Annotated in this window: 12 protein-coding genes; 3 read left to right on the top strand and 9 right to left on the bottom strand. The window is 66.0% G+C overall.

What is annotated here, in order from left to right; translation table 11 throughout:
• Nucleotide 1 precedes the first annotated feature (1 nt).
• Nucleotides 2-2,590 (bottom strand): alpha/beta fold hydrolase, encoded by a 2,589-nt coding sequence (locus BPODLACK_RS19745; RefSeq protein ID WP_159406041.1) that lies wholly within the window; start codon nt 2,588-2,590, stop codon nt 2-4.
• A gap of 176 nt (nt 2,591-2,766) precedes the next feature.
• Here BPODLACK_RS19745 and BPODLACK_RS19740 point away from each other — a divergent pair, with 176 nt between their 5' ends.
• Nucleotides 2,767-3,447, top strand: coding sequence for a nitroreductase (locus BPODLACK_RS19740; protein WP_159406040.1), 681 nt, complete (start codon nt 2,767-2,769; stop codon nt 3,445-3,447).
• A 26-nt stretch (nt 3,448-3,473) separates the two neighbouring features.
• On the opposite strand, the gene BPODLACK_RS19735 is transcribed toward BPODLACK_RS19740, so the two are convergent.
• The 6 genes from BPODLACK_RS19735 to BPODLACK_RS19705 form a co-directional block, all read right to left on the bottom strand.
• A complete protein-coding gene (locus tag BPODLACK_RS19735; RefSeq protein ID WP_159406039.1) occupies nt 3,474-4,238 on the bottom strand; it encodes an MBL fold metallo-hydrolase in 765 nt (254 codons plus the stop codon).
• A 3-nt stretch (nt 4,239-4,241) separates the two neighbouring features.
• Nucleotides 4,242-6,242, bottom strand: a complete 2,001-nt coding sequence (locus BPODLACK_RS19730; RefSeq protein ID WP_236577728.1) for a galactan 5-O-arabinofuranosyltransferase — start codon at nt 6,240-6,242, stop codon at nt 4,242-4,244.
• A gap of 30 nt (nt 6,243-6,272) precedes the next feature.
• A complete protein-coding gene (locus BPODLACK_RS19725) occupies nt 6,273-7,034 on the bottom strand; it encodes a decaprenylphospho-beta-D-erythro-pentofuranosid-2-ulose 2-reductase (protein WP_006438303.1) in 762 nt (253 codons plus the stop codon).
• A gap of 74 nt (nt 7,035-7,108) precedes the next feature.
• The gene (locus BPODLACK_RS19720) at nt 7,109-8,533 is read right to left on the bottom strand and encodes an FAD-binding oxidoreductase (protein ID WP_096272773.1); all 1,425 of its coding nucleotides are present in this window, start codon (nt 8,531-8,533) and stop codon (nt 7,109-7,111) included.
• 799 nt (nt 8,534-9,332) lie between these two features.
• Complete coding sequence (locus tag BPODLACK_RS19710) at nt 9,333-10,292, bottom strand: caspase family protein (RefSeq protein WP_201450632.1); 960 nt, start codon at nt 10,290-10,292, stop codon at nt 9,333-9,335.
• A gap of 17 nt (nt 10,293-10,309) precedes the next feature.
• The gene (locus BPODLACK_RS19705) at nt 10,310-10,687 is read right to left on the bottom strand and encodes a TIR domain-containing protein (protein ID WP_159406037.1); all 378 of its coding nucleotides are present in this window, start codon (nt 10,685-10,687) and stop codon (nt 10,310-10,312) included.
• 347 nt (nt 10,688-11,034) lie between these two features.
• On the opposite strand from BPODLACK_RS19705, the gene BPODLACK_RS19700 reads away from it, so the two are divergent.
• Nucleotides 11,035-11,697 (top strand): DUF6338 family protein, encoded by a 663-nt coding sequence (locus BPODLACK_RS19700; RefSeq protein ID WP_159406036.1) that lies wholly within the window; start codon nt 11,035-11,037, stop codon nt 11,695-11,697.
• 261 nt (nt 11,698-11,958) lie between these two features.
• On the opposite strand, the gene BPODLACK_RS19695 is transcribed toward BPODLACK_RS19700, so the two are convergent.
• Both BPODLACK_RS19695 and BPODLACK_RS19690 read right to left on the bottom strand, forming a co-directional pair.
• Nucleotides 11,959-13,581, bottom strand: coding sequence for a phytoene desaturase family protein (locus BPODLACK_RS19695; protein ID WP_159406048.1), 1,623 nt, complete (start codon nt 13,579-13,581; stop codon nt 11,959-11,961).
• 64 nt (nt 13,582-13,645) lie between these two features.
• On the bottom strand, nt 13,646-14,878 hold the full coding sequence (locus tag BPODLACK_RS19690) for an alpha/beta hydrolase family protein (protein ID WP_236577727.1): 1,233 nt from the start codon (nt 14,876-14,878) through the stop codon (nt 13,646-13,648).
• A 148-nt stretch (nt 14,879-15,026) separates the two neighbouring features.
• On the opposite strand from BPODLACK_RS19690, the gene BPODLACK_RS19685 reads away from it, so the two are divergent.
• Nucleotides 15,027-15,857 carry an aldo/keto reductase gene (locus tag BPODLACK_RS19685; RefSeq protein ID WP_159406035.1) on the top strand — a complete coding sequence of 277 codons (831 nt, stop codon included), beginning with the start codon at nt 15,027-15,029 and terminating at the stop codon, nt 15,855-15,857.
• Nucleotides 15,858-16,145 lie beyond the last annotated feature (288 nt).

Genomic DNA, 16,145 nt, shown 5'->3' with positions numbered 1-16,145 from the left:
CTCAGTCCGACGTGCGCTCCAGGACCTGATCGATCGCCCGAGCGGTCGCGGTGGCGTGCGGTGCGCGGATCACCGAGATGTGGTCGCCGTCGACGTCGACGAACTCGACCCGGCCCGAGGTGAAATGGCCCCACAATGCCGGATCGTCGGTGTTGGTACGGGCCCGGATGACCGTGATCGGACCGGAGTAGGGGCTCGGTCGGTGCCGTCGGATCATCTCGGTGCCGAGCCGGAAGAAGACCACCCACTGGACGGACGTGGACAACGGCACGAGTCCGGCGGTGAGCACCAGCACCTTGAGGGCGATCTCCTGCAGCGCACGCTGCAGAGGTGAGCCACCGGGCCTGCTGTCCTCATCGCCACCGGTCCGGTCGGGGAGGGTCTCCTTCGCGGCGGTGAGGGAGCGCAGTGAGCTGCGGACCCGCTGGATCAGGTTCGGGCGTTCGCCGGAGAGTCGCTGCGCCAGAACGGGATCGATCACGGAGTCGAGCACCGCCACGGTGTGGCAGGTCTCGCCCGCTTTGGTGAGGCGTGCAGCCACCTCGACCGCGATGAATCCGCCCAGCGAGTATCCGCCGACCTGGTACGGGCCGCGCGGCTGGACCGAGCGGATGTCGGTGATCGCGCGGCGTGCGGCAGCACGGACGGAATGGTCTGCGCGACCCCGCTTCTCGACGCCCCTGGACTGGATGGCGTAGACGGGACGGTCGCCGGAGAGTGCCCGGACGATGGGCGTCAGGCTCGTCGCGAGACTACCGGCGCCGGCCATGAGGAAGATCGGGTCGCCGGTGCCCTTCCGCAACGGGATCAGAGTGGCGCCCGAGGCGTTCTTCGACCGATCCTTCGCCGCGGCCTCGATCCGGGCGGCGAACCGAGCGATCGTCGGCGCCTCGGCGAGCATCGCGGTGTTCACGTCCAACTGGAGATGGTGTCCCACCTCGGCGAGCATCTTCGCGGCGGCGAGCGAGTCGCCCCCGAGTTCGACGAAATCCTCGTTGCGTCCGATGTTCTCGAGTCCCAGGATGTCGCACCAGACTTGGTGTAACGCAAACTCGGTCAGCCCACGAGGGGGTTCCGGAGCCGGCCGCGGAGGCGGCGGCGGTAGCTCCGCGCGGACTACCTTGCCGCGCTCATTGCGAGGTAGTTCGGACAGCACGATGATGTCCCGTGGGATCATCCACGGCGTCAACGACTTCCCGAGCTCGAGTCGGATCTCGGCCGGCGATGGCGACCATTTCGCCGGATCGACCGCGACGTGTGCGGTCAGGCGCCCCTCGTTCCGGTTCGCGGTGACCACCGCATCGACCGTCCAGGGCAGGGCGAGGAGTGCGGCCTCCACTTCCAGCGGCTCGACGAGGTAGCCGCGGACCTTGATGGCGTCGTCATCCCGTCCGAGCAGCGAGAGCTCGCCGTTCTCGCCGAGGCGGCCCAGGTCTCCGGTGCGGTAGCGCGTCCGACCATCGGGCAGCGAGGTGAATCGCCGGGCCGTCAGTTCCGGATTCGCGTGGTAGCCGCAAGCGATGTGTGCGGACTCGACGACGACCTCTCCGGTGACGCCCGCGGGCACGTCTGCGTCGTGCTCATCGACGATGCGGATGCGTTTGTCCGACGCGGGACTGCCGACCGGTATCGCGCCGGCCTCGACGTCCCGCTCGGGCGGGAAGAGGTTGAACGCGAGGTTTCCGACCTCCGACGCCCCTGCCCAGCAACAGAACTCGCCGCGTGGGAGGATCGTCCGGCGTGCGCGCAGGACGTCGTCCCCGTGAGCGGGTTCCCCGCAGGTGGACAACAGGCGTAGTGATCCGATGGCATCGTCGGCGGAGAGTTCGCCCAGCCATGAGCGCAGAAGTGACGGCGTGCAGTGTGCGGTTGTCGCGCCCGTCGCGGACAGCCAGTCCCGCAACCCGGTGGTGGTGCGGCGGCGGACATCCCAGAGCAGCATGGTCGCGCCGTTCAGCAGGCTCATCGCGAGCGCGTCCAACCCGCCGCCGAAGCTCAGCGGGAGCAGGACCGCAGCCCGATCGTCGGGGCCCAGACGCAAGAACCGACGTCCGTCACGCGCATGGTTCACCGGCATCCGCTGGGGCAGCACCACACCCTTGGGGGCGCCGGTGGAGCCGGAGGTGAACAGCAGCACCGCCGGGTCGTCGGGTCCCGGCTCGACGACCGTCCGCCCGCGGGCCTCGTCCCTGGTGGGAGCCGGTGCGGTCGACGGGGTCGACGGTTTGGCCCCGGACAGTCGCAGGATGTTCGCGCGTCGATCTTCGGGCAGGAACGGATCGAGCAGGACGAGACGTCGTCCCGAGCACCAGACCGCCAGCATCGAGATCACCGAGTCGATGTCGGACTCGATCTCGACGGGGACGGCCTCGCCGGGCTCGGTGCTCGCGACGATCCGGTCGGCGAGCAGCTCCACGCGGGACGCGGCCTCGGCGAAGGTGATCGACGCCTCGGGCGTGTGGACTGCGACGGCGTCGCCACGGCTCGCGGCGACGGCTCGCCATCGGGCGGCGACGGTGCTCGGCTCGGCGGGTTCCGATGACCCGGGTGTGGGAAACGGACTGGAATCCAGGTGCTTGTCGCCGTTCATGTCCTCGAACTTTCCCCCGTGCCCGCCACTTTGTGAGGTAAAGCTACCCTTTGTTTCGGCAGGCGACACGGTCACCCCGGGAGAACGTGGCAGGGCTAACAGTCGCGAGGCCATGGCTCAGTAGGGTGGAGACGGCCGCCCGTCGGATGGGGCCGGGGCTCGACGAGAGGTTGACGATGAAGTTCGACGAAGTGATTCTGGGACGTCGCAGCATTCGCGGTTTCACACCGGATCCCGTGCCCCGAGAACTGATCGAGGAAGTTCTCGCGCTGGCCATGCGGGCCCCGTCCTCGATGAACACCCAGCCCTGGAACTTCCATGTGATCACGGGCGAACCGCTGGATCGCATCCGTGCGGGAAACACCGAACGCAACCTGGCTGGTGTGCCGCACTCTCGCGAGTTCCGGACCGGGGCGGAACGGTTCACCGGCGTACATCGCGATCGTCAGGTCGGCGTGGCGAAGCAACTGTTCGCCGCGATGGGCATCACCCGCGACGACACGGAGATGCGGCAGGACTGGGTCCTGCGAGGATTCCGTCAGTTCGATGCGCCGGTCTGCGTGATCGTGACCTACGACCGGATCCTGGACGGCAGCGACGACACGCCCTTCGATTGCGGAGCGGTTTCCACCGCGTTGGTCAATGCCGCCTGGTCCCGCGGTCTGGGTGCAGTGATCAACAGTCAGGGCATCATGCAGTCGCCCGTCGTGCGAGAGCACGCCGGAATCCCGGACGATCAGGTCATCATGAAAAGCATCGCGCTGGGCTGGCCGGATGAGACCTTCCCCGCCAACGCAGTGGTCTCCGAGCGCAAGTCGGTCGAGGAAGCCGCACGGTTCGTGGGTTTCGGGGAATAGCTCAGAGCGCGAGCGCCGGCGGCTATTCAGAGCGCGAGCGCTCGGAGGGCCGCGTCGGCGACCCTGCCGCGATACAGCGGGCCGTGACCGGCGAGTAGCAGGTCGGCCTCGAGACCGGTGAACCGCTCGACACTGCGACGAGCGGTGGGCTCGTCGTGCTGGAACGGCGACGGAATGCACTGTGGGCCGGCGATCGCCGACACCTCATGACCGCTGACCAGTGCGTCGCCGGAGACCAGCGCCCGCCCGTCGTCGACCAGGTAGGCGCTGTGGCCGTCGGTGTGTCCGGGACTCGCCACCGGCACCGGCGAACCCGGCAGATCGAGCGGCTCCGGGAACGGTGCTGCCGCCGACAATCCCGACCGGCTCAACACCCCGAGGGGCAGGGTCTTCGCCAGCCACGTCCACAGGCCTGGACGGACTGCGAGCGGTGCGAGGTCCAGCGGCGTGGCCTGCTGGAGGTGATGGCGCAGTGCGTGATCGACCTCGACGGGATCCATGAACACGTCGAAGCCGTACCGCGACTGCAACTTCGCCAGCCCGCCGAGGTGGTCGACGTGCGCATGTGTCAGCAGTGCGCCGCGGATGTCCTCCGGACGCCGCCCGATCCGTTCGATCGACTCGACGACCTGACCGGCCTGCCCGGGGTAACCGCCGTCGATGAGGGTGAGCTCACCGTCCTGTTCCAGCAGTACCCAGTTCACGACGTCGGTGTGGACGAAATGCGTTGTCGACGAGTCGCCGTCGATCCGCGTGATCTCCATCGGCCGGGTGCGCAAGGGTCGACGCATCGGTCACCTCCGGACGACGAGGACGAACGGACCGATCTCGGTGACCTCGAACCTCGGGTCGTCGAAGACCGTGGGGTCGAAGGTGACGGTGTAGCGCTTCACGTTCGGATCGTTCGGGTAGACGTCCTCGGCGAGACGCAGCGTGTATCCGTCGGCGCTGTACCGGAAAAGGAAGACGTCGGGGGCCTTCCACGGCGACTCGTCGAGGTGCCGGACCAGCTGATCGGCGTCCTCCGACTTCGCCCACCGCGCGATGGCCGCGGCGCGCTTGTCGAACTCGGCCAGCGGATTCGCGTAGTGCGAGGTCAGTCCCTGGAAGCCCCAGTACGGGTAGATCGAGAGGAATCCGTAATCGGCGGTGAGGACGACGTTCTCGGTCTGTGGTCGGCCGGTCTGCGCGGCGATGCGCTTGTCGATCTCGGCGAAATACGATTCGGCGCCGGCCGGACGTGCATCCGCACGTTCTCCGTATCCGTCGGTGTCGGTGTACGCGGTGGTGATCTCCGTGCCGAGATGGCCCGGAATGCTCTGCGCCGCTGCGATCGCGGCGAGTACGGCCACCGCACCCACGACCACGCGTACGTCACCGAACCTGCGCACGGCCCAGTGGGCGATGTCGACGACACCGAAGACGCCCGCAGCGGCCAGCGCGCACACCAGGATCGGTTCGAGCCGGAAGGACAGCAGCGTGGTGCCCATCGCGGTCAACAGCATCGACAACAGGCAGAAGAGGTACACCGTGACGACGGTTGCGCCCATCGCCACCGCGACGGTGCGGGTTCGGAAGCGCAGCAGGATCCACAGGAGGCCGATCAGCGTGATCGCGCCGACGAGATTGACACCGAACATCGGCAGCGGGAACACCGAACCGCGCTCGGGAAGGTAGTGCTCGGCGGTCCCGCCGCTGGCCGGGGCGCTGGACAGGCGCTTCAGCAGATACGGCGCCCACACCAGTAGCGCGATGAGCCCGGCGATCACCCCGACCGACACAAGACGACCGATGACGGCGACCACGATCTCGCGCCGGTGTGCCTTGACCGTCGCGGCCGGCGTCGACTTGTTGGTCGCCGCCAGCCAGCCCTGTACGAGGAAGTAGCAGGCCAGCACAACCGCGGTCAGCGCGAACAACCCGGTGTAGAGGGTGTAGGTCGCAGCCGACACCCCGAGGAACACACCCGCGGCGACCACCGCGGGCCAACTCGTCGCGCCCCGCAACGGCCCGGCCGGTCCGTCGGCCGCACGCGTGCGGCCCCGCAGTGCGTAGGTGAGGACGATCATCATCGGCACACCGACGATCACGAGGATCGCGGCGTACGGTTCCGGCGAGGCGTACAGCAGCGCCATGGTTGTCACCGCGAGTCCCAGTGCCACACCACGATCCGCGCCGAACATCCGGTTGAACAGGACGACGCCGAGTGCGGCCGCCACCGCCATCGAGACGATGGCCCAGGGCTTGTAGGCCTCCCACCCGGGCTGGCCGAGTAGATTCGCGAACCGACCGCCCCACCAGAACCAGCCGGCCGGGTAGTACGGCGGCAGATCCGGGTAGGTCATGTCCGCAAGCCGAGGACTCGACGTCATCCGCGTCAGGTACTCGGTGCGGAACTCCTGGTCGACCGACAGGCCGAACAGGTAGAGACGCGTTGCCCCCAAGGGCATTCCGATGGTGACCGTCACGAACGCCGACATGGCCGCCGCCGACAGGACCGGGATCAATACCCGGCCCTTGCCGTAGCGGTACAGCAGCGCGACGACCACCAGCACCGCGATCGCGAGGACCTGACCGGCGGTCGTGAGCGACCGGGTCACGTTCGACGAGTTGAAGGCCGGCCAGTTGACGGTGTCGATCGCCTCGAGACCGACGAGCGACACCACCGCACCGACCACCACCGCCGTCAGCAGAAGCAGCGCCGCGTGGCCGTAGCGTTCCCCTGCTCCCTGAGGTGCGAGCGGAGCGAGCCTCGAAGGGTCGCCAGGTTTTTCAGCGGTCACAGAGGGCGTCATCACGTCGCAATCAGTCGGCGCGGGCAGTACTCAGATGGGCAGCTTGCGAAAGATCGGGCGCGGGATGTGGCGCAGGACCATCATGATGTAGCGGAAAGGTCCCGGGACCCAGACGATTTCCTTGCCCTTGGTGGCCGCCGCCACCGCGAGGCGTCCCACATCCTCCTTCTCGACGGTCAGCGGTGCTTCCTTCACATGCGCCGACAGTCGAGTGCGGACCTGTCCCGGACGGATCACGAGGACACGAGGGCCGAAGGGGCGCAACGCCTCACCGAGTCCGAGGTAGAAGCCGTCGAGGCCGGCCTTGGTGGAGCCGTAGACGAAGTTGCTGCGACGGACGCGCTCACCGGCGACGGAGCTCATCGCGATGATCTGGCCGTGGCCCTGGGCGCGCATCTTCTCGCCGAGCAGAACGCCGACGGAAACCGCTGCGGTGTAGTTGATCTCGGCCTCGGCGACCGCGAGTCCGTGATCCTGCCAGGCCTGCTCGTCGTCGCCCTGGATACCGAACGCGACGATCGCGACGTCGACGTCGCCGTCGGCGAAGGCCTTCTCGATGACGTCGCGGTGGGTGTCGGTGGCGCGGGCGTCGAAGTCGATCACGGTGACCTCGGTGGCGCCGGCGTTCTTGGCCTTCTCCACCGCGGCCGCGGCGGTGGGATCACCCGGCAGGGTGGCGAGGATGACCCGCGCCGGACCCTTGCTCAGGTACTCGGCGGTGATGGCGAGCCCGATCTCCGAGCTCCCGCCCAGGACCAGGATGGACTGTGGGACGCCGACGGCGTTCATCATCTTCGGTCTTCTCGCTTTCGGTCTGCGGCCGGTGTGCGGCAGCGGTGGTGTGGAGGGTCGGAGCCGGTTGAGGGTCAGGCGAGTTCGAGGCGGCGGCCCATGTCGGACATGAACACCCGGTTGGGGTCGATACGACGACGCGTGGCGATCCACTCGCCGATGCGCGGGTACATCGCGTGGAAGTTCGCCGCCGACGTCCGCGAGTCCTTCGCGGTGTAGAGGCGTCCGCCCATCGCCATCACACGACGGTCCAGGTCGTTGAGGAACTCGGCGAGTCCGGCCTTCACCGGGAAGTCCAGGCAGACGTTCCAGCCCTTGAACGGGAAGCTGAGCGGGGCCTTGTTGCCGTCGCCGAACAGCTTGATCACATTGAGGAAGCTGACGTGGCCCGATGCCTGGATGTGCTCGATGAGGTTGGTGAACTCGGCCTCGTTGCCCGTGGGCACGATGAACTGGTACTGGCAGAAACCACCGCCGCGGCCGTAGGCGTTGTTCCAGTCACCGAACACGTCGAGCATGTGGTAGAACTGCGCCAGATTCTTGACCTTGCCCTCGCTGGGCGGGCCGATCCGGTAATACGCCTCACCGACCGCGGAGAAGCTGAGCTTGTTGGCCAGCCCGCGCGGGAAGACGTCCGGGAACCGGACGAGCGGCTTGTTGTTGAACGACAACGGGTTGTCGCGGTACTTCTCCGGGAGTTCGTCGACGCGCGCGAGGTTGCCGCGCGAGAAGGTGCCACGCCCGAGCTTCGGCGGTGCGCTGATGGTGTCGAACCAGCCCGACGCGTACTCGTAGCCGTCTTCGAAACCGTCCTGAAGGTGCAGGTCGAGCGTCTCCTGCAGCGATCCGGTGCGCGCGGTGTCGGCGATGAAGTAGGCACTCTCGGTGCGCTTCATCTGGATCTTCGCGCGCAGCACGATGCCGGTCAGGCCGATGCCGCCGACCGTCGCCCAGAACAGTTCGCCCGTCGGGTCGTCGCCGGAGCCGTCCGGGGTGAGCGTCAGGATGCGACCGTCGGCCACGAGCAGCTGCATCTCGACGACGTGGTTGCCGAAGCTGCCCTGGCTGTGGTGGTTCTTGCCGTGGATGTCGTGCGCGATCGCACCGCCCACGGTGACCTGGCGGGTGCCCGGGAGCACCGGCACCCAGAGGCCGTACGGAAGTGCGGCCTGCATGAGGGTGTCCAGGGACACGCCGGCGTCCAGGTCGACCGTCGCGGTTTCCGCGTCGATGGCATAGATCCTGGTCAGCGGGGTCATGTCGATCGTGAGACCGCCGCTGTTCTGGCCCGACTCGTTGTAGGAACGGCCGAGCCCACGGGCGATGACACCGCGCTTGAGGTAGTCCGGCTTGTCCGCGTTGTCGTCGGCGACGCGGGCCACCGCCTCGGCGATGACCTCGGGGTACGGCGTGGACAGGACGTGGCCCTCGATCGGGGTGGTGCGAGACCAGCCCACCAGCTTGCGGGTCGTGATCGGCAGCAACTCTTCAGTAGACATCGCTGAAGAGAGTACTCGGCCGCCGTGGGGCGACGATGAGAGACGACGTGCGAGAGTCGTCGCACCTCGGGGCAGCTGGTGCCCGACTACCGCCGGGTTGGCGCTCAATGACTTGACGTATCAAATAAACGACATCGACTTGCGATACATTCGCTCAGCACCATGGCGCCAGATGGGTCACACGCACCGGCGTGTCAAGCCTCGCCATGGGTACAGGTCACAATGATGGGTCTGCGTGCCGTGGACCTAATCCTCCCGGTCATCCGGAAAGAATGCGGAATGGCCTTTCTAGCACTGGGGTTGTTCGCTGGCGGACGGTTTGGCGTCGACCCCTACCGCTGAACGCCGGATGGCCAGACGACGTTGACCGGCTTACCCGTAGACCGTGCGTAGGCGACGATGTCTGCAGTCCCGCCTCTTCCCTGTGCGGGAAGTCCGTCCCAAACTGCTACGAGACTGTCACACAAGTCGACTACGCGTTGTCCCGCGGAGAGGTACGCATCCTGAGATGGCTGGTTAAAGTCCAATGTCTCGATGGACGAGGCTCGAGACAGTAATTCTCTGAACTGGTGCCGATCGCTCGCTCGCTCGAATGACGACTCATAGGCATGACTTGGCAGAACGACGTGAAGAGTCCCGCTGAGGCTTAGGACGCTCTCGGCAAATTTCTGGTCCGCCCCAGCAGCCAGGCTAGAGACGCCGACGAATGGCGGGCATCCGAGAATTTCTGGTAGTCGCGCCCTCAACAGGTCCCAGACCGGTTGTGGTGCCTGTTGATGGCCAGTGATTCCGTAGGTGGTCACAACCGGTCCTCGGAGGCCACGTGACGGTAATGCTTTCCTAGCGGTGTGAGACGGCAGCCTTCACTCTGCATCGCGGCAAAGTACATATGCTCTGCCCCTACAGGTTCCACTAGTTTGGCAGACGCGCATTTCTGAAGCTGCTTGAAAGTGCTCTCGTGCTCGGGGTGTGGATCGAGTCCGGATTCCCGCTTGTCAGGCTCGAACGAGGGATCGAGGGGAAAAATGTGGTCCGGTGTCGGGAACCACTTGGGTAGCTGGCGAAGCGTCGCCAGCGGTACGGCCGGGTCACATCGGCGGATATCCTGGAGGCTGTCGACGTTCGCCTTGAACACGGGTCGCTGATCCCAGGTCCCGAACGCCTCGGACAAATATGAGTACAGACCGGCCAATGTAACGTGGCCAAGGGTGTCCGCGGCCCCACCTTCTAACGCTCCCTCTAGGTAGGCAGAGAACTGTCCTCGGCCAGCGGGGGTTTCGGCCGCTGTCTGGTCAGCGCGGCTTGCAGTCAGCATGGAGACTCCTGGCCGAAGTATCGAACCAGACGCCAATGCAGCCGGGACGCCACCTGCGCCCCCGGCAAAGCAGCAGTCGAGGATGACCGCCACCTCCTGTTCGCAGGCGTTGATTTTCTCCAACACCTCAGAGAATCTGACGCCTGGTGTTTGTTCGGTGCCGTCGGAAGTCACGAGCGTAACGTCGGTACCGTCACCTATGCGTGCGCCATGACCCGCGAAGTACAGGAGCGACATATGGACTCCGGGTGCGAACAGACGGTCCAATGCCTCTAGCAGCTGGTCGCGGCTGACGTGGCCGGACTCAACGGGGGCTGACAGCATTCTGACCTCGAAGTTGAGGGAGTCGTCCTCGTTGCGCGACAGCAGAGGTTGAAGCGCAACTGCATCATTGACGCATCCTCCGAGTTCGTTGTAGTACCGATAGTTGTCGATACCCACCACAAGTGCGCGTCTAGGCATTAGAGCCCGTCGATGAAGTCCGCGACGTTCTGCCAAGTCCATGCTTTACAGGGGGCAGATCCCATTTCAGCTGGCTTGATGCGGTAACTGTCCTCGATCCATATGCCGAGCAACGGCTTACTCTCCTCGCGAGCGCAAGTGATTTCCCACAGTTGACCGGTGGCTCTAGGGGTGCTGCTACTGATGAGAGCGATGACCCCGTCTGAGCGGCGGATGCGCGTCCGGACCCGTTGCTTCCACTCCGTGTCGTAGGGGTTCTTCACACTCATGTCGGTCCAGTCGTAGGGAGTATTGCCCAACTTTCGCTGTCCGACGAAGAGGTCGCGGGTCCGCTCGTCCTCTTTGGCGAATGCTATGAACACAACCTTGTTGGCCATAAAGCTCGTCCTTCTGTAGGTGTTACGACCATGTCTAGCACCCACTACCGACAGATCGGGACGCCGTCGACTGGACAGAGGACTGCCGCGCGGGAGGTGGAGGATCAGTCCGGAGGCGCCCTGAGTGTCGGTTGGCGCGGGGCGCGACCAATCTCGGTAAAGAACATTGCGAAGCTGATTGGCCCGCCACCTACTTCACGCCACGGTGATTTACGGACCTCGGTGCTGACAGCTCTCGTCTCGGCAGAGCTAAGCACTACGTGACTTGTCGATTCGCACCGGTCAATAGTCGAGTCGCACCTCAGTTGTCGACACAGAGGCAGTGGCTCGCGCCGTAGATTACGTCTATGCCATCGACCTTCCAGGCTTTAGCCGTGGCCCTGCTTGCCCTGCTACCCGGCGCACTCTACGAACTTGCGCGTGAGCAGCGGTCGGGTCGGTGGGGTCTGCGGGGCACGGACCAACTCTTCCGGATGCTCAGTTTTTCCGTCGCCTTCCAAGTTTTGATCTCTCCCTTGACGTACTGGCTGTACTCGCACTATGTGGTGTCTGGGTTACTTATCCGGGGAGAGCCGGTGAGCGGTTGGCTTTGGGTGCTGTTGGCGGCGTACCTGCTGGTTCCATTCGCGCTGGGGCGATTCACCGCGATGGGCCATAGGTTTAGGGAAACCAGCGATCCGTCATTTTTGAAGAAAGTTGCTGTGTGGATCGTCAACCTCTACACCGATGCAGCTCCGGCACCGCGCGCATGGGACTATTTGTTCAGCAACCGAGAGCGTCGAGGCTGGATAGTCTTGCATCTCCACGACGGCACGCGTATTGGTGCGATGTGGGGTAACTCGTATGCCGCCGGCTACCGCGAAGACTCCGACCTATTCCTCTCGGAGCAAGTCGAACTCGCATCCGATGGAACTTTTATACTAGGCCCAGACCAGCTTCCGAAGAGCTTGGAAAAAGGCCTACTGATCCGGTGGGACGAGATCAAGTATCTAGACTTCTACGACGCGTAGTCTTAGAGCATACGAATCGAGGACGAGCATGGCGCCTAGGAATAAAGCGAACGACAACTTTGAGCGGAAAGGTGGGTATGCGGGGCCCCGTGTCCAACGGACCGACCTCAAGCCCCCACCAGCATCAGCCAGCCAGCAGACAACACGGCCAACTCAGTCGAACAGCGGTGGTTCGTCTTCGAGCAACGGGTCATCGAGTTAGAGAACGGAACGCTGCCGCTGGCTTGGACTGGCAAACCTTGAAAACACATCAGGGTTAACTCAGTAAGTGAGGCGCGCGGGAGTGTCGACCCCCAGCACCGCCGCCGCCGCGTTACGGCCCGGGATACCGCTCACCCCGCCGCCTCGTCGTGCGCCGGCGCCGCACAGCAGCAGCCGCGGGTGCCGGGTCTCGACGCCCCAGGTGCCGACCTCCGACGCCGTCTCCGCCCACGGCCACCGCAACGACTGATGGAAGATGTTGCCGCCGGGCAGCCCGAGCATCTCCTCGAGGTCCTGGGGAGTCTTGGTCTCGATGCACGGGCGGCCGTCGAGGTCGTGGGCGATGACGTTCTGGATCGGTTCGGCGAGGAGTGCGTTGAGCGAGGCGAAGGTCGCGCCCACCGCGTGCTCGACGGCGCCCGGCTCGTCGAACACGTCGGGTGGCATGTGCAGGCCGAACAGCGTGAGCGTGTGTTTGCCGTCGAGTTCGGGTCCGAGGATGGACCGGTCGGAGAGGGTGTGGCAGTAGATCTCACACGGCGGCAGTTCCGGGACCTCGCCGCGCGCGGCCTGTCGCCAGGCCTCGTGGAGCTGGCTCGCGGTCTCGTTGATGTGAAAGGTGCCGGCGAACGCCGCCTCCGGTGACACCGATTCGTCGCGCAGCCGGGGGAGACGGTCGAGGAGGAGGTTGATCTTCAGCTGCGAGCCCCGGGGCTGCGCCTCACAGACGACCGGCTCGTCGAGCAGCGTGTTGAGGACCCGCGGAGCGCACGCCGCGTGGAGCGTCGAGCCGCGCACGGTGCGCGGGCCGTGGGCCGGGTCGGTGAGTTCGACCGTGCCGTCCGCGGGATCGACACCGGTCACAGTGATGCCGGTGCAGATCTCGGCACCCGCCGACGCGGCGGCCTGGTAGAGCGCACCCGACACCGCGCCCATGCCGCCGACCGGAACGTCCCAGTCGCCCGTCCCGCCACCGATCACGTGGTAGAGGAAGCAGATGTTCTGCCGCAGCGACGGGTCGTCGAGGTCGGCGAAGGTGCCGATCAGGCCGTCGGTGGCGGCGATGCCGCGCAGCAGGTCGTCGTCGAAGTACTGGCCGAGCAGGCTGCCGAGCGGCAGGGTGGTGAGCGCCTCCCACAGTTCGGCGTCGGAGGTGTCGGTGCCGACGGCGAGTTCGTGCATGTCGGCGGCGGTGCGCAGCGGCTCGGTCAGGGTCGGGAAGACGCGCTGCGCGATGGTCCCGACACGGCGGTAGAAGGACTGCCACGCCACGAAACCGGCGTTGGAGAATCCTACGGCGTCGGCTCCGACGCGGTCGGCGCGCAATACGCGGCGGAAGGATTCCGCGGTCGCCTCGTCGTCCTGTGTGTCGATGAGGATGCCGCGCGTCGGGTCGGAGGGCAACGGTGTGTACGAGGAGTAGCGGCGGCGGATCAGGGAGATGTCGAGGTCGAGGTCGACGATGATCTCGCGTGGCATCAGCGAGACCAGATAGGAGAACCGCGACAGCCGTGCCGCCAGGCCGGGGAACGGCATCGCCGATACGGTCGCCCCGCCGACGTGGTCGGAGCGCTCCAGGACGAGGACCCGGCGTCCGGCGCGCGCCAGGTACGCGGCGGCGGTCAGGCCGTTGTGTCCCGCGCCGATGATGACGTCGTCATAAGAAGCAACTGCGGTGCCCATCGATCCAGTGCCCATCGGTTAAAGGGTCTCAGATCGACGGACACCGCAGCGGGAGAATTTCGAGTCAGCTCAGGATGCGGGCCACGAACGGCGTCGAGTCCTTCATCGAGGCCAGGACCGCACTGGAGTGGTCGTCCTCGGGGTAGACGAACAGCTCGACCGGCTGGTTGTTGGCCTTCATCTGCGCGTACAGCGACAGCGCCGACGGTGCCGGAACGTCGACGTCACGCAGGCCCTGTCCGAGGAAGATCGGACGGTCGTAGCCCTTGTACGGCGTCGCCATGTACTCGTGCAGCGCCGGGCTCAGGCCGGGGATCGACAGGAGCGGTGCGCGGAACCAGGTCCGTACGTCGTCACCGGCGAGTGCCTTCTTGAGGATCGGGTAGCAGGTGGTGCGGCCCTCGGCCAGGCGTGCGATGCCCTTCGGCGTCATCACCTTGGTGATGTTCATGTCGGGACGGGTGTCGTCGAAACCGGCCAGGATGTACGCGGTGTAGGCGTTCAGGCCACCGGGCAGGTTGACCGGCGGAACGACCGGTCCCAAGTTCTGGTACAGGTATTCGAGGTTGGCCGGGATGCCGGTGGCGACGACGCCGCGGTAATCCAGACCCGATCCACGGCTGAACTCGGTGGCGTAACGAGCGCCGTTCAGCGCGGCGGCCGCACCCTGCGACTGTCCGATGATGGCCCAGCGCTTGGCCAGCGGCAGATCCATCTGATGCGACGCGACGACGATGTCGACGATCGCGTGCGCCGCGGTCACGCCGTTCAGGTAGGCCATCAGACCCGGAGTACCCAGCCCGACATAGTCGGCGGCGACCACCGCATATCCCTGGTTCAACCAGTGGCCGAGGTACTTCTGGTCCCGCTCGCTGCGCGGGAAGGCCGACGGAGTGCAGTCGTCGTTCATGCCGACGGTGCCGTGCGCCCAGGAGATGATCGGCCAACCGCCGGCGGGAGCCTTGCCCTTGGGCAGGAACACCGCGCCGGTGCCCGTTGCCATCTTGCCGTGCTGGTTCAGCGACGAGTACTGGATTCGGTAGGCCTTGCCGGCCGCCGGCAGGTTGAGTGACTCGGCCAGGGGGACCTGCGTGATGAGGGTGCCCGCCTTGGCCGGGATGGGACCGGCGTACTCGGTGGCATCCAGACCCGACCAGTTCGGCGTGCCCACGGAGACCTCGTCATCCGCATGCGCCGGGGCGGTCGATCCCAGCAGGACCATGCCGAGACCGGCGAGGACGGAGACGAGTGTTCGCATGGTGCGTGACACAGGGGATCTGGACGTGAGGGCAGACATGTTCAGAACAGTAAGGGGAGTCGCGCGTGGCGCACAGTGCGGGTCGGCGAGGATTCGTGCCGTTCGGGAGCGCTGATTCGTGCCACTCAGGGTTGCCACTTGGTCTCGGCGAGGCGTTCGAGGGGTGTGTCCGACCTATCCTGGTCAGGTGGACATCCCCTCGGTCGAGCTCAGCAACGGTTCCTCGATCCCCATGGTGGGACTCGGGACCTACAACATGCTCGGCCGGCCGTGCGTCGGTGCGGTCAGCACGGCGATCAAGGCGGGCTACCGGCTTCTCGACACCGCTCCTCGGTACAGCAACGAACTCAGTGTCGGGATGGGAGTGCACGGTTCGGGTGTCCGGCGTGACGAGGTGATCGTCCAGACCAAGCTCAGCGGTGGCGACCACGGATTCGACGAGGCGATCACCGCCGCCAAGGAGAGCGCGCGCCGACTCGGCGTCGGCTACCTCGACGTGTATCTCATCCACTGGCCGTGCCCGAGTCTCGGACGCATGGTCGACTCGTGGAAAGCGCTGCTCACGCTCGCCGACGAGGGTTACGTCCGCACGCCCGGCGTCTCGAACTTCAAACCGCATCAGCTGCAGACGCTCTTCGACGCGACCGGCCGGTGGCCGGTGCTCAACCAGATCCAGTGCTCGCCGGCGCTACCCCGGACCGAACTCCGGGAATTCATGGCCGACAAGGGGATTCATGCGCAAGCGTGGCATCCGACCGGCCGCAAGGAAGGTGTCCTCGGCGATCCGGTGGTCCTGCGTGCCGCCCGCAAGTACGGCAAGTCGCCCACTCAGATCGCCTTGCGGTGGGCCGTCCAGCACGGAATCAGCGTCGTGCCCAAGTCCTCGCACGCCGGCCGTCAGCTCGAGAACGCCGACCTCTTCGACTTCGCCCTCGACGACGCGGACCTGGCCGAGCTCGCCACGCTGGACCGCGGTGAACGTGCCGCTCGGGACTCGGACGTCGACGAGGAGTTCTGATCCCGGCTCGTTGAGTAGGCGAGGAGCTCGCGACGAGCCGCGGCACGAAACTTCCACAACAAGCAACCCCATGCCGGTTGAGCCGACACCGAGCGGAGCGAGGCGTCGCGTCACGCATGCCGGTTGAGCCGACAGCGAGCGTAGCGAGGCGTCGCGTCACCCATGCCGGTTGAGCCGACACCGAGCGGAGCGAGGCGTCGCGTCGAAACTTACACACCGAGCAACCCCAATGCCGGTTGAGCCGACACCGAGCGAAGCGAGGCGTCGCGTCGAAACCCGCCCGCCACC

Origin of the sequence: Gordonia sp. YY1, assembly GCF_009872315.1 — a bacterium.
In the GTDB taxonomy this organism is placed as follows: Bacteria; Actinomycetota; Actinomycetes; order Mycobacteriales; family Mycobacteriaceae; genus Gordonia; species Gordonia amicalis.
Note: the sequence above shows the minus strand (reverse complement) of the source record. Positions and strands in the feature narration are given on the sequence as shown.

Excerpts from the sequence above, each read along its gene's own strand:
- BPODLACK_RS19735 (WP_159406039.1), bottom strand. The coding sequence starts at position 4,238 with ATGCGTCGACCCTTGCGCACCCGGCCGATGGAGATCACGCGGATCGAC.
- BPODLACK_RS19725 (WP_006438303.1), bottom strand. The coding sequence starts at position 7,034 with ATGATGAACGCCGTCGGCGTCCCACAGTCCATCCTGGTCCTGGGCGGG.
- BPODLACK_RS19740 (WP_159406040.1), top strand. The coding sequence starts at position 2,767 with ATGAAGTTCGACGAAGTGATTCTGGGACGTCGCAGCATTCGCGGTTTC.
- BPODLACK_RS19695 (WP_159406048.1), bottom strand. The coding sequence starts at position 13,581 with ATGGGCACCGCAGTTGCTTCTTATGACGACGTCATCATCGGCGCGGGA.
- BPODLACK_RS19705 (WP_159406037.1), bottom strand. The coding sequence starts at position 10,687 with ATGGCCAACAAGGTTGTGTTCATAGCATTCGCCAAAGAGGACGAGCGG.
- BPODLACK_RS19690 (WP_236577727.1), bottom strand. The coding sequence starts at position 14,878 with ATGTCTGCCCTCACGTCCAGATCCCCTGTGTCACGCACCATGCGAACA.
- BPODLACK_RS19730 (WP_236577728.1), bottom strand. The coding sequence starts at position 6,242 with ATGACGCCCTCTGTGACCGCTGAAAAACCTGGCGACCCTTCGAGGCTC.
- BPODLACK_RS19720 (WP_096272773.1), bottom strand. The coding sequence starts at position 8,533 with ATGTCTACTGAAGAGTTGCTGCCGATCACGACCCGCAAGCTGGTGGGC.
- BPODLACK_RS19745 (WP_159406041.1), bottom strand. The coding sequence starts at position 2,590 with ATGAACGGCGACAAGCACCTGGATTCCAGTCCGTTTCCCACACCCGGG.
- BPODLACK_RS19700 (WP_159406036.1), top strand. The coding sequence starts at position 11,035 with ATGCCATCGACCTTCCAGGCTTTAGCCGTGGCCCTGCTTGCCCTGCTA.